The following is a 14,261-nucleotide window of genomic DNA, read 5'->3' on the forward strand; positions in this document are numbered from 1 at the left end:
AAATCTTGGCTCCTGGAATTATATTATTTTAACTCTACGGGTATTTCAATATCGATACCACCACTCAAAATGAACTCTCGAAGTAGCTTATCTGCTTTAATTAATACTTTTGGCGATATAATGGTTTTACCTTCAATAACTTCAAAATATTTTCTTGCTTTTTCTGTATCAATAGTTTTTTTCAAATCATCATAGCGACCAAATTCATTAAGGTTATTCTCATTCAAGTTTAAATCCATTAAATTTAACAATAATGTTTCATCTAAACCAAGGAACCAACAAAGATCTTTTATCTGCTGTTTTTTTAGATTAAATCCATACTCATTAATATAATCTCTTAATGTTTTGCCTGGTACAATTTCAACGTCACCTCTCTGAATATCATGCAAGAAAATATTAGCATACTTCTGTTCCTCTTGCGTCAATGTAGCAAAGGTCTTATGTAATTCATTCATAGCACGCTCTATATCATCAGGGCTTGTGCCTTCAGTTCTTAATAACTTAATATATTTGTCAAATCTTGAGTTCATATAGTCTGAGTCAATAAGTCCAGTATCAATCTCTGTAATATAACCAACCAGATCATAAGGTACATTATCATCAACGAGACCTTCACCTTTTCCTATCAACTCTTTATACCGAAGAACCAAAATCAAATAAGTCTTTTCGTCTAATAAAACTTGAACGGTTTCATCAATTGACTTATCAACGTATGTTAATGTATCCCATTTGAAACCTTGAATTTTAGCCGCCTCTAAATAGCCATTAAGTTCATTAAAATCTTTAGCAAATTTTTTACGAGCTTCTATATCTGCTGGTAATTTTTCAAAATTTACGATACCTGCACTATCAAATATATCAGATATTGATTCAAAAAGTCTGTTCACTCGTTTTAAGTTCTCTACAAGATGACAAACAAATAGCCCAAATTCTTTGTCACCTGAATACAACTTAACTGCATCGTTGATTGCTTGTTCCATAGTATGAGGTCTACGGTAATATCGAATTGTACCAAATGGCTTCTCTGGACCAAAAAGTCTATTAGTTCTTGAAAATGCTTGAATAATATTTTCATAACGTAATATTTTATCCATATATAGAGTATTAACCCACTTAGAGTCAAACCCTGTAAGCATTTGATCAACTACAATAAGTAGATCAATTTGTTTATCCGGCTCATTTTCAATTCGTTTAAAGGGAGTTTTATGTGCTAATCGGGCTGCTATTTCCTTTTTCATTTTATAGAAAGTAGAAATTGTAAAGATTTGACCATATCTTAAGTTATAGTCATTAATAATTTCTTCTAAGCCATCTTCTTTGAACTCGCTATCTCCATTATTATCAATATTTGGATCAAATAAGGCTGTAACTTTTAAGCTTGGCATCATTTCTTTAAACAAACGATAATAAACTATGGCCTCAGATATACTATTTGTAGCAAATATAGCATGAAATTTACTATTACGACTTAAAGTCAGCCAATTTTCTTCAATATCCTTAATAACAGTTTTAACATGTTCCTCAGTTGTATATTGTGAATTAGGAATATAGTCTTCAATACCTTTTATATATTTACCGCTCTTATTATAAGAGCCAACCATTCCTATCTTACTTGGATCCATATATTTGTAATATACTTTACTTTTTCTAGGATCAGAAATCGCTTCCAGTTCTGTTTTTGCTCTTGCCTTATCTAATGCAACACATTTTCGTAAATCTCTATCTTTGAAGGTTAGTACCTTATAAGGGTCAAAACCTAAAACATTTTTATCACGAATGCCATCTGCAATACTATATCTATGCAATTCATCTCCGAACACTGTAGATGTAGTATTCTTCATTTTCTGATTCTCTTCATGAATTGGTGTACCAGTAAATCCGAAGAACATTGCATTTTGGAAGGTATCTTTAATCGTAATTAGCATATCTCCAAAAGTTGATCGATGCGCTTCATCAACAATGAATACTATACGTTTATTATTGATCAGCTCAATATCACGAGCACTTAAACTTGCATCTTCAGATTTAATATTGCTCATCTTCTGAATCGAAGTAACAATTAGAGTATCAGAAGGATTGGTACTTTTTAACTTACTAATCAGAACATTAGTATTCTCTGTCGCTTGGACAGACTCAGTTTCATCAGCAAATCCCCTATATTCTTTAAGTGACTGTGTTCCTAACTCAATTCTATCCACTAGAAAAACAACTTTATCTGCATCCTTTGAACTTGCAATCAGTTGAGCAGCTTTAAAGCTCGTCATCGTTTTACCCGATCCTGTGGTATGCCATATATAACCACCAAGTTGATTATTTCCTTCCCATTTTGCCTTTGCAACCTTATCAGAAATCGCACTTGCTGCATAATATTGATAACTTCTCATTACTTTTAGCACGCCATCTGAAGTATCTGCTACAGTATAAAACCCTATTAGCTGATGTGCCATTGGAATCGAAAGAAGTGTTGATGCTACTTTACTCCATTCATTAATAGGCTCATTATTAAAATCTGCCCAGTGAAAATAAAAGTCAGGATTAAACTTACCTTCTGGTCCAGGATTAGCAAAGTACACTGTTTCATTTGGCTCCATAGCAACAAAAATTTGTACTAAAGAGAAAATTCCAGTAAATGCGCCTTCACGTGAATATTTTTCAATTTGATGATACGCTTGACTGACAGGAATACCAGTCTTTTTTAATTCAATATGAATAACTGGCATACCATTAATAAGAAGCAACAAATCACCACGACGATTATTTAGTATATCAGATTCCGTTCTAAACTTAGGTTGTTGAACGATTTGATATCTACTTTGTCCAGCAGCAATTTCTCTTCGATCATAGATCTTCAAACTTACTTCTTTACCAAAATGTACTTTATCATCAGGGTTATCCCTTATGATAGTAACGCTTTTACCATTAATAAAGCCATTGAGTTTAACTGGAGTCTTTAGTGTTACAATCTGCTCTAGAATTTGTTGCATCTCACCATTTGTAAGAGGATAATCATTGAGTCTATCAATATCCCGGTTGTTCTCAAAAAGAATATCCGCCCAATTTCTTAATAAATCTTCTTCTGAATAGTTTTTTAAAACATTCTTTTCCCAACCTTTTTCAGATAATATTTTTATTAGGGCTGCTTCAAAATCAGCCTCTTTATTAAAAATCACCGGATTCTCCTCCTTACATGATACATATAAGCTTAAACAAACATTTTCTGTAAAAGACCCTTTTTGACATTTTTAAGCATATCTAACTTACGCTGATGAAGGGTGATAAGACTCTGTAGGCTCGAGAAAAAAACTCCTATTCTTTCTTGTTCTTCAATATTTGTGCTAATCATATACTCGACATTTACAAGCTGTGAAACCTTAATACTCGGTTGTACCGCAACCATTGCAATTCGTTTTGCCTTATATTGATTATCTTCATTTGAAAACAATGCATACAGGTATTCAGGAAGGAAGTTTTCTTTTGCTCTAAAAGCTACTATGTTTTGTGCAATTGCTGCTTCTTCTCTAGAGTCCATTAGACTTACAAGACCTATACTTCCGACAGTAGTAAATAAAATATCATCTTTTTTAATATAAGCCCTTAGGTTAGTATTAAAAACATCATCACTAAGATATTTCTCAACTTTTGAATAATCTGGATATACTCCACCAAGAGCTGCTACTTCAATAAGTGGATGTGCCCCATTTTCGTCTAATGGAGGAGTTTTCCCTCTATTGTCTACAGCCTTATCAACAAACTCTGACAACTTACGCTGTTCCCAAGCATCAGTAAACCCTTTAAATCTAAGCTCTGGAATGTTACTTCCATGTTGGGGAAATAATTTTTGTAATAATGCCTTCTTAATTAACTTAAGTTTTTCAAGCTTACGCTGATGAAGGGTAATGATATTATCAATTCCTCTAAAAACTTTACCAATCTGATTAGCTTCTTCGTCATTTGAAGGAATTTGAACAGTAATTTTGCCTAACTCACTTCCATTAATAGCAGGATAGCTTGTACCCGTACAATTATCCAAAACTACTTTAACAAAATTATCATTCTGAACTAAAGTAAGTAAAAAATAGCTATCTAATTTAGATCGTAACTGAGCATATCCAGTAGAGAACACCATGTCTTTATCAATATTTTCGAATAAATAATTGTTACGTTGATAAGGTCTTACTGTTTGATAAAAAACATCACCATAAGAGGCTAAGCGCTGAGCACGAGATGGTGCATTTTCCTTTTTAATAACTTGAAATCCTAATAAATTTGTTCCCACAACAGATTCTAAATCAACATACTTAAATTTATCAGGTAATTCAGTTTTGGGGTTTATCGTAACAACCTCACTTAACTTACGCTGTTCCCAAGCATCAGTATATCCGGAGAATCGAATAGCTGGCATTTTATTATTTTTAGCCATTTTATTCACCTCCAAGAAGTTTTTTCAGTTCAGTTAAGCCAAGCATATCAAACTCATTACCTTCTAACTCATCAATCAGAGTGGATAGTCTAGCCTCAGTTTTATTTAGCGCATCATCAATTTCAATAAGATTAGTCTCATATTTTTTTAAGAGTGCATCTATTTGAGTTACAAGCACCGATATAACCTTATCAGGAATACCCTGAATTTTATTAATTAAAGGAGTAATCCACTTTTCTTCTAAAAGTTGTCTAACTTGTTCATCGGATAAGCCTTCTATCGTCGATTTCGTTTTTAGATGTAATTGTTCTGCTTGCTCTTTTATAGTTTTCTTTAAAACTTTCTCTTCATTAATAAGATTTCTTACCTCTTTTACAATAAACTCTAACGATCCTTCCTCAAAAGAAATATCTGCTTTGATATCAGCTATATACTTTTTAACATCTTTCTTTCCATATGTTCCACTTTTATTTGGAATCATCCGATTCCAATCTATCTCTGGATGACGCTCAATAAAATCTTTCCTCTCTTTAGCTTTAGAGAGCACAAGATAGGTTTCAAGCGTACTTGTTTCAGACGTAGAAATTTCTTCCATTATACTTTTAAAAGTATCATTAATTTCCTTTTCTACAAATGCTATATTATCGTCATTCAATAATTTTTGTTTATCATCTTCAGATAATAAATCTATTAATTCACTATACTCGGAACTAATCTGATCTAATCTATTTTCAGCTAATCTTAGATTACTTATATCATCACTTAAAAGAGACTCTTGCACCATTTCAAATGGAAGAATACGACCTTTCCAGCCTTCTTGAACCTCTTCCTCCTTACCATCTTTTTTCTTTATTACCATATTAGGATCTACAACTTTGGTGGCATTAAATCCTTCGGTTTGAATAACCTCTATATCGCTAGAAATATCTATCCATTCATCAGCAAAGAGTTGATAAGCTTCATATTTATCTACAAGCGGAATATTTGAAAGTCTATTGAAAATATCCTCAGTAATAATATCTTTTATTTTAACTATATTTTGAGATTCCACCTTCTCTATCAACAAATCATATAAGAATACTTTAAAGTTTCGGAAATTCCCTTTAAAAGCTTCGTCAAATGCACTCACATCGGAAGACTCTCTAATCACTTTGGTTACATTATCAACAGCAATTTTACAATATGCAGAAGATGTATTTTTAAATAAGCTAGCCCTTAGTGTTGGAAACGCCTTCCAATACTCACTTAATTCATCAACTTCAGAAATAGGCAGTTCTCCAAACATAGACGCAAATATATCCCATATTTCAAGATTTTCTGAAGAATCCACATATCTTGGGATATTTAAATTGTAATCATTTTGCCTAATTTCATCACGGGTAACTACACGAGAGAATTTATCTATATTTTCTCTATTAATAACGGTATCTACGATTTTCTTAATGTCGGATGAACGAAGTTTATTATTTTTCCCGTCCTTAATAAAACCTTTAGAAGCATCAATAAACAGCACATCGGTATTCTCTCGTTTTTGCTTTAAAACCATGATAATAGTAGGTATACTAGTTCCATAAAAAATATTTGCTGGTAAACCAATAATTGCGTCAATCTTATTCTTTTCAATTAAATTCTTACGAATCATACCTTCTTCATTACCACGGAATAAAACACCATGAGGAAGAACAATATTCATAATACCGTCAGGTCTAATATGATAAAGATCATGAAGCAAAAATGCATAATCAGCTTTTCCTTTTGGTGCTAAGCCATACTCCGCATAACGAGAATCCGTTTCTTTATCACTAGGGTCCCATGGCTGAGAATATGGTGGATTAGATATAACTGCATCAACATAAAGGGGCTGATATGTTCCCAATGGATCATTTTCATCAAAGTATGGCCAATCCTCTTCTAAAGTATCACCATTTCTAGTAACAATATTATCTGCTTCAATCCCACGCATAACAAGATTCATACGTGTAAGATTATAAGTATTACGTTTTAACTCTTGCGCATAATATTTTATTTTATTTTCTCCAGTTACATACTTTGATACACTTTGTCCTATATTAATCATTAGAGATCCCGAACCACTTGTTGGATCATATATTTCAATTTTATTTCTATCTTTAAGATGTTCTGCTACAATATCAGACATTAAAAGTGATACTTCATGTGGAGTATAAAACTCTCCGGCCTTCTTCCCTGCATTGGCGGCAAACTTTTCAATCAAATATTCGTAAACAAAACCAAGCACATCATAGTCTTGCTTTCCATCCATAGGAATATCTTTAATAAGATGTATCAATTCACTAATAGATTTTGAACGTGATGCATCAGTCTCACCTAATTTACTTAGTCCAGTTTGTAATGTCTCAAATATTCCTTCAAATACACTCTTATGGCTGGAATTTATATTGCGATTAAAAGCATTTAAAGCGACAGTAACATCTTGAACACTAAAATCTCTACCTTTATTTATCCATGTAGAAAATAAATTTTCATAAGCAATAAAATACCCTATATTTTTCTTTACACTTGTAGCTACTTCATGATCGGATTCATTAACCTCAGGTAGATATTCATCAGTCCAGCCTGTAGACTTTAAATATTTAACTTCTTTCTCTGAAAGGAATTTATAAAACATGAAACCTAAAATATAATCCTTATATTCATTGGCTTCTATTTTGGACCGCATCTTATTAGCAGATTCCCAAATTTTTGCAGCTAATTGTTGCTTGTTCATTAAATGCCTCCACTCCCTAAATTATGGTTCAACTTCTACGAAAGTACTAAACTTATATAGCTAATAAGAATCAACATAATTATTATATTTTGAATTAGTAGCTATCAATATACAAAAATAGGCATAAGGCAAAAAGCCTTATGCCTGATTCATCTTCTATGGTGCGCCTAGAGGGAATCGAACCCCCAACCTACAGTTTAGGAAACTGACGCTCTCTCCGGTTGAGCTATAGACGCATGTATACTTTATTATATCGTTTTTAATAAAGTATACGCAAGGCGTCCTTATTGTTGTAGGTATTGGTTATTCACTTGTTTTTGTTCTTCTGGGCTTAGGTTTTGGTAGCCTTTTGCTAATGCACTCACCCAAGATCCGTAGGCAGGGTTTGGGAATACAACAAAAGTAGTACCAAAGTCTTCTTTATGTTCATCGATGATAGCATTTCGTTCAGCTAAGGTCTTACCTTTTGTGCCGATTGGGAAGTCCCCTGCATTATCACCCATATACAAAATGACGTTGTATTTCTTAGTGATTGCATCAAAACGAGGTTGTTTGTCTGAGTCTTTTTCAAATAGTAGTACATGGTCTTTATCGACGGATGGGAATCCTAGTTCCTTAAAGTTTTGTACTGTTGCATCATAGTTAACAGGTGCATATCGGTTTGAAACGTAGAATATTTCAACACCTTGTTTATGTACTTCATTTAGGAACTCAACAGCACCAGGCATAGCTTGCGATTTACCTTGATGCACAGCTTGACGCCACCAAGGAGCATCGAAGCGACCATTGCCATTAGCAACGCTTTCACCCATCAGTTTAGTATTATCTACTACGGTTTCGTCCGCATCAAGAACGATAGCAAGAGGTTTTCTTTGATGAGATGGATCAGTAACAACCATCTTAACAAGATTTAGCGCCACATTGTACCCTTGATACGCTAGTGCTCTGTACTCTGCAGAGGTGCGCATCCATAAGAGACCCATTGTTTCTGTTTCGGCTTGGTACTGCTGTTTTTGCTTCAATGCTGCCTGCTCATCTAGCGGTACTACAGCTTTTGTGGCCTCACTATTAGCAGCTACCGTATTCGTAGCCACTATACTATTAGTCGGTTGAGTTGATTGAACCTGCGTTACCATCACTGTAGGAACTACAGGATTTGCTTTCACCGTCGTCGGAGAATCCGCCTGCACTACAGAACCTACGCAAAGACTGCCGCCAAAGCAAGCCACCGCTACATACCATGCCAAACTACTACGTTTCATAATTGCCTCCTATCCACATTGGCTCTCTGTATACATACAATACATAGTGTAATTCTACATAGTTATGCAAAATCCCTCTATGGATTTGTATGTATTCCCAAAATAATAAAGAGTCTATACATAAAATCTCCAGTCAATTCAGTTTAGGTAGCTGTATAAACTCTTTTAGAGATACGTAAATACATCTCTAAATCTGTCTACGCAAAGAATATGCTATAATACAGCTGTTGATAGTATTAGAGAGTTCTTATAAAAAAGAGGTATATGTAATGAAACTATGTAAACGATCGATTATTACCAGTTCACTATTTGCTGTATTGGCTATATCATCTGCGTACGGGGCTACACCAGTACAGCCAAGTGAAAGCACAGATACTGCAGTGGTTGATATGGATTATTCTAATATTCCAGAGTTAAAAAAATCTATCGAGAGCGCAACACCTGCTATGATACAATCTACGCTTGATGCTTCTAAGGGAAAACCTACTAAAGATAAGCCCATCTATTCAACAGTGACTATGTCTGGTAACCGTGTTGTATCCGTAAAAACTTACAAAACTAAAGAAGAACAAGAAAAGGCCATGTTAAAAGAGCGTAAACGCTTAGACAAGGTCACTGCAGAACGTCAGGCTAAAAGAAAAGACGAAACACGCACAGATATGCTAAAAGGTTTAACACCAATACCGTCCTATCCACCTGTTAGTGAAACACGCGTATTACAAAGTGAAATGTTCTCTAGACCATTTGGTAGACAACTCGATTTGCGTTTAGTAGAGGCCTATACACAAGATTATGACAAGGCAAAACCTGGCGATATTTATGTCTATGCAGATTATGTGGACTACACATCTAAACAGCTATTAGGTGAAAAAGATGGCACCACTGCTATTTCAGCTATGATTCTACGTGTACTCATGAGAAAAGACGAAAATAAAGCTTTCAGCATCGATGTAAATGCGTACTTCATAAATCCAACAACACATACCATTTCCATAAGTCGTTCTGAAGATGCAAAGGGTATCGATATCAAGAAAGAGGAAAGAGCTGAAGCTGTATTTAAACTACCATCACACCAACTACAAGCCGGCGATCCACAGTATGAAATCGCTAAGCTTATGTATCAGGACCTAACTAATAAAAAATTTGATTAACAATATTTAAATACACTCACCACGACAAAAGCCCCACCTTACTATGAACTACATAGCAAGGAGGGGCTTCGTTTTAGTTTAAGGAAGTTCTTTTAGTCGTTTATGTTGTTTAGATAGAATATCATTTACATAAATAGTTATATAATGTGTGCAAGTTTATAGGATTGTTTTATGTTCTTTTAAGGGGTTATTTATGTAAATATAAGAGAGTTTTGTAAGGGATTTATTAGTTAGAGAGATCTATTAATTTATTTTACATCGCTGAAATCGATGTTCATGCCCAAGGCTTTAGCTACGCCTTCACCATAAGCTGGATCACATTGGTAGCAATGTTTTGCATGGCGTTCTTTAATGAAATCAGGTACACCATCCATAGCTGCTGCTGTGTTTTCAAACAAGATTTGCTGTTTTTCAGGGCTCATGAGACGGAACAATTTACCTGGTTGTGTGTAGAAGTCAGAGTCATCTTCGTAGAAGTCGTATTGGTATGCTGCACCAGATACGTCTAGACCAGGGTTTTTGAATTGTGGTTGTTCAGCCCATTCGCCAAAGCTATTTGGTGCATAGCCAATTGTGGAACCATGGTTACCATCTACACGGCCTTGACCATCACGATGGTAGCTGTTTACAGGGCATTTAGGCGCATTAACAGGGATTTGATGGTAGTTTGCACCTAAACGATAGCGTTGTGCATCGGCATAGGAGAACAAACGACCTTGAAGCATTCTGTCAGGGGAGAAGGATACGCCAGGAATGATAGTAGATGGTGCAAATGCAGCTTGTTCTACATCTTGGAAGTAGTTTTCAGGGTTGCGGTTAAGCTCCATTACGCCTACTTCGATCAATGGGAATTCATCATGGTACCATACTTTTGTTAAGTCGAATGGATTGTATGGCATGTTATTAGCTTGTTCTTCTGTCATCACTTGGATGCATAATTTCCATTTAGGGAAATCACCGCATTCGATAGCATCAAAGAGATCGCGTTGATGGCTTTCACGGTCATTAGCCACAATCTCAGCCGCCTCAGCATTGGAGAGATTTTCAATCGGTTGTTGGCAAACCCAGTGGAATTTAACCCATACGCGTTCATCGTTTTCATTGATAAGACTGTATGTATGGCTACCGAAACCATGCATTGTGCGGTAAGATTTAGGAATACCACGGTCACTCATTACAATTGTCACTTGGTGAATAGCTTCTGGCAAGCTAGTCCAGAAATCCCAGTTTGCTGTCGCATCGCGAAGATTTGTCTTAGGATTACGTTTTACAGCGCGGTTTAAATCAGGGAATTGCAATGGATCGCGGATGAAGAATACAGGTGTGTTGTTACCTACGAGGTCCCAGTTACCTTCTTCCGTATAGAATTTTACAGCAAAACCACGAATATCGCGCTCTGCATCAGCGGCACCACGCTCACCGGCAACGGTGGAGAAACGCACAAATAACGGCGTTTGCTTGCCTACTTCAGAGAAAAGTTTTGCTTTTGTATATTTAGTAATATCATTAGTTACTGTAAAAGTACCGAATGCACCGGAACCTTTAGCATGCATGCGACGTTCAGGAATTACTTCACGCGCAAAATGACCTAATTTCTCCATCAACCAAACGTCTTGCATCAAAACAGGACCACGTTTACCTGCTGTTGCAGAATTGCGATTATCCGGTACAGGAGCGCCAAAGGCTGTTGTTAATTTCTTTTCTTCACTCATGTTACAACCTCCTACTTAGAAATACAATATATGAATCATCTATACTTACATATTAAATAATTATCCATCAGATAATCATTAGCAACGGATAATTATTATTGATATATAAATCATAACATAGTTTTGTAGGAATAACAAGATTAACTTTCCATAAATCATATATACATAATCTTAATGAATATACCTATCAACAGCCTAATAAGTAATATAAAATCCTATCATACCACCTTTGCCATCTAGTATTTTAAGATACACGCCTACTTAATTAAGCATATATAAAGAAAAAACACCTTATAATCAACAAAGTGATTATAAGGTGTTTTTATTATGCTGGACGACTCCAATCAACTTGCACGTCGATAGCTTCCCACATGCGTGTCAAAGCTAATTTAAAATTATCCAAAGATTCTAATGGTTTTACGTTCAACCGTTCATACGTATCAAGACCTGTAGCATGCTCAATAGCATGTTCATCGTTCAAGTAAGCGAGAACCTTATCTGCCCATTCTTGTTCAGGTAACTCTACGGATACTGTTTTTGCTTCTGTGTCATAGGATAAGAAGCCGTTGCTGTTGATACCATAATGGATGGCTACACGAAATAAACTCATATCTATACCTCTCTTGCGGTAATTTTTAAACACTATATCCATATTGTAACATGAATAAATATATTAGCGAAAGTATTCAATATAAACTTTATGAGTCTATTGTATCGAGTTATATATCCTTGTTAATGTCGCCTACATCACCATTCTTATCTAGGTCAAAGCCCTTATCCATTTTAGTAGATTCCACATCCTCATTAGTAGACTGTGCATCTACTGCAGACTTGAGTTCTGATCGTTTTCTACGCATTCCATTCTCTCCGTGAAAGCGTTGCCACAGCGCCCCGCTCATGATGACAGTCTCCCCAAATTTAGACTCTAACGAATCTAGTACACCAGCTAGCTTGTCTTCTGTTTCATCCTGTGGTGACTCAAAGAGGCTATCCTGCATAGGCACTTCTTCATCAAGACCACTTACTGTGAGGCCTAATAAACGGATAGGACCTGGAGGCTCCATAAAATTACGCTCACTTGAACCACTAAGTTTAGAAGTACTATGATTAGAACCAATATAGTTAGATTTACTATCTTTGGAACTACTATATTTAAAATGAGTAGATCTTACCTTTGTAGTCGCCCCTAGTGCTTCCACATCTTTCTTTATACCTTTAGGTTGTTTGCTCGTCTTATCTTGCATCAGTTTATTCCACAAAAGCAATGCGGTTTCAAAAAACACATGCTCATGATCTGATGGCGTATCTAACCGCTTTTGGCGGGATACGGTGGTGAAATCATCATAACGAACCTTAATGGACACGGTGTGACCTAACAGGTTACGTTTTCTCAATCGTTTTGATAAGCGGTTTGCAAAGTATCTAAACTCTAGTTCAATGGCACTGCCATCCGTTAAATCTTCTTCGTAGGTTTCTTCAGCTCCGATAGACTGTATTTTGCGATCCGTCTCCACCGGTCTATCGTCAATCCCGTTCGCCAGTTCCCATATGCGGCGCGCCTGATTGCCCACAAGAGGAATTAAACTGCTTTCATCAGATAATGCTTGAATATGACGCATCAAGTGAAAGCCACCAGCTTTCAATCGTTTTTCCGTATGAGGACCAACACCCCAAATACGTTTAATAGGTAGTGGCGCCAAAATCTCTTTTTCACGACCATAAGGAATGACCACAAGACCATCTGGTTTATCTAAATCAGAAGCCAGTTTGGCAAGGAATTTATTCGGTGCTAGCCCTGCAGAGATAATCAGACCGGTTTCCTCAAACACTCGATCTTTAATGGCTCTGCCCAGTGCCTTGGGTCCACTGTACATGGTGGACATGCCACTTACCTCGAGAAAGGCTTCGTCGATAGATAGTGGCTCAATGCGAGGCGTGAATTCTTTCATAATGGAAAAAATCTGTTCCGATACCTCTTTATAACGGTCCATCCGTGGATATACGTAGATACCATCGGGACAAAGTTTTTTAGCCCGTGAAATAGGCATAGCCGAATGAACACCAAATTTGCGGGCCTCATAAGAGCAGGTAGCTACGACACCACGTGAAGAAAGACCACCCACGATAACGGGGTGGCCTTTATATTCTGGATGATCCAGTTGTTCGATGGACGCGAAGAATGCATCCATATCAACATGCATAATCCATCGTCTCATTGTTACGCTTCTTTTTCGTGCTCAGAAATACGGCAGTATTTAATTTGTGCGCAAATACACTCATCCTTAGATTTATATAATTGAGGGATGATATCTAAAATATCCTCAAATGTAGCTTCATTAATGGAATAACGAGTCCATAAGCCATTACGTTGAGAGTTAACTACACCTGCATCAATTAAGATTTTCATGTGGTAGCTCAACGTAGATTGAGACAAATTGAAGCTAGCTAAAATATCAGCTGCACATAATTCATTGCAAGACAACATATCGATGATGTGTAATCTTGTTTCATCGCTTAATGCCTTGAAAATCGTAGCTAAACGTTCGTAAGAAACTTCAACCATATCTTTCAACTCCTAAAATCCGTATCAAAAAATGTCAATCTACTTTCTTGACTCTATTATATACTATTTCTTAATGTAAATCTATTTTTTTCTTTATATTTGTATCTTAATAATTTATTATGAATGCCAATTTTACATGAGTGAGTAATTTTTACCACATTATAAACTAATTTTAGCACAATATAGGCTATTCGCTATGAATATTTTAAATAAATTTTCATCTCATAGATTTATTTAGTTATACATCGTACTGCATATATAAAGATTTTACGCAATTTTCTTCTACAGAATTTTCGATATACACATTTTCTGATAACCTTATAGCATACTTCGATATACCGCACTACATTAGCAACCGAAAGGATTAGATATAAACTATATCGATTTAGTGTTCTCATAACTTTCAA

At 35.6% G+C, this 14,261-nt stretch carries 9 protein-coding genes and 1 tRNA gene; 1 reads left to right on the top strand and 9 read right to left on the bottom strand.

Annotated elements, in window-relative coordinates; genetic code table 11:
* Positions 1-23 precede the first annotated feature (23 nt).
* The 5 genes from EL171_RS09340 to EL171_RS09360 form a co-directional block, all read right to left on the bottom strand.
* On the bottom strand, positions 24-3,170 hold the full coding sequence (locus EL171_RS09340; protein ID WP_005385032.1) for a type I restriction endonuclease subunit R: 3,147 nt from the start codon (positions 3,168-3,170) through the stop codon (positions 24-26).
* Positions 3,171-3,202: 32 nt separating this feature from the next.
* Positions 3,203-4,420, bottom strand: a complete 1,218-nt coding sequence (locus EL171_RS09345; RefSeq protein ID WP_039968853.1) for a restriction endonuclease subunit S — start codon at positions 4,418-4,420, stop codon at positions 3,203-3,205.
* Position 4,421: 1 nt separating this feature from the next.
* A complete protein-coding gene (locus EL171_RS09350) occupies positions 4,422-7,166 on the bottom strand; it encodes a type I restriction-modification system subunit M (protein ID WP_005385028.1) in 2,745 nt (914 codons plus the stop codon).
* A gap of 159 nt (positions 7,167-7,325) precedes the next feature.
* Positions 7,326-7,402 (bottom strand) — tRNA-Arg (locus EL171_RS09355).
* A 48-nt stretch (positions 7,403-7,450) separates the two neighbouring features.
* Entirely contained in the window at positions 7,451-8,428 is a 978-nt protein-coding gene (locus EL171_RS09360; protein ID WP_005385026.1) for a 5'-nucleotidase, lipoprotein e(P4) family, read from the bottom strand.
* A gap of 269 nt (positions 8,429-8,697) precedes the next feature.
* Between EL171_RS09360 and EL171_RS09365 the strand changes: the two genes are divergently transcribed.
* Positions 8,698-9,579, top strand: a complete 882-nt coding sequence (locus tag EL171_RS09365) for a hypothetical protein (protein ID WP_005385025.1) — start codon at positions 8,698-8,700, stop codon at positions 9,577-9,579.
* 248 nt (positions 9,580-9,827) lie between these two features.
* Here EL171_RS09365 and EL171_RS09370 read toward each other — a convergent pair whose 3' ends face one another.
* From EL171_RS09370 to EL171_RS09385, 4 genes are all read right to left on the bottom strand, one after another.
* Positions 9,828-11,291: a catalase gene (locus tag EL171_RS09370; protein WP_005385023.1), complete on the bottom strand. Its 1,464-nt coding sequence runs from the start codon at positions 11,289-11,291 to the stop codon at positions 9,828-9,830.
* 325 nt (positions 11,292-11,616) lie between these two features.
* On the bottom strand, positions 11,617-11,901 hold the full coding sequence (locus tag EL171_RS09375) for a hypothetical protein (protein WP_039968851.1): 285 nt from the start codon (positions 11,899-11,901) through the stop codon (positions 11,617-11,619).
* A 109-nt stretch (positions 11,902-12,010) separates the two neighbouring features.
* Positions 12,011-13,507, bottom strand: coding sequence for a DNA polymerase IV (gene dinB / locus EL171_RS09380; RefSeq protein WP_005385016.1), 1,497 nt, complete (start codon positions 13,505-13,507; stop codon positions 12,011-12,013).
* 2 nt (positions 13,508-13,509) lie between these two features.
* Positions 13,510-13,854, bottom strand: coding sequence for an ArsR/SmtB family transcription factor (locus EL171_RS09385; protein ID WP_005385014.1), 345 nt, complete (start codon positions 13,852-13,854; stop codon positions 13,510-13,512).
* Between the last annotated feature and the right edge of the window lie 407 nt (positions 13,855-14,261).

This window comes from Veillonella dispar, assembly GCF_900637515.1.
Taxonomy (GTDB): domain Bacteria; phylum Bacillota; class Negativicutes; order Veillonellales; family Veillonellaceae; genus Veillonella; species Veillonella dispar.

Coding starts and splice junctions, on each gene's coding strand:
- EL171_RS09345 (WP_039968853.1), bottom strand. CDS start 4,420: ATGGCTAAAAATAATAAAATGCCAGCTATTCGATTCTCCGGATATACT.
- EL171_RS09350 (WP_005385028.1), bottom strand. CDS start 7,166: ATGAACAAGCAACAATTAGCTGCAAAAATTTGGGAATCTGCTAATAAG.
- EL171_RS09360 (WP_005385026.1), bottom strand. CDS start 8,428: ATGAAACGTAGTAGTTTGGCATGGTATGTAGCGGTGGCTTGCTTTGGC.
- EL171_RS09365 (WP_005385025.1), top strand. CDS start 8,698: ATGAAACTATGTAAACGATCGATTATTACCAGTTCACTATTTGCTGTA.
- EL171_RS09370 (WP_005385023.1), bottom strand. CDS start 11,291: ATGAGTGAAGAAAAGAAATTAACAACAGCCTTTGGCGCTCCTGTACCG.
- EL171_RS09375 (WP_039968851.1), bottom strand. CDS start 11,901: ATGAGTTTATTTCGTGTAGCCATCCATTATGGTATCAACAGCAACGGC.
- dinB (WP_005385016.1), bottom strand. CDS start 13,507: ATGAGACGATGGATTATGCATGTTGATATGGATGCATTCTTCGCGTCC.
- EL171_RS09385 (WP_005385014.1), bottom strand. CDS start 13,854: ATGGTTGAAGTTTCTTACGAACGTTTAGCTACGATTTTCAAGGCATTA.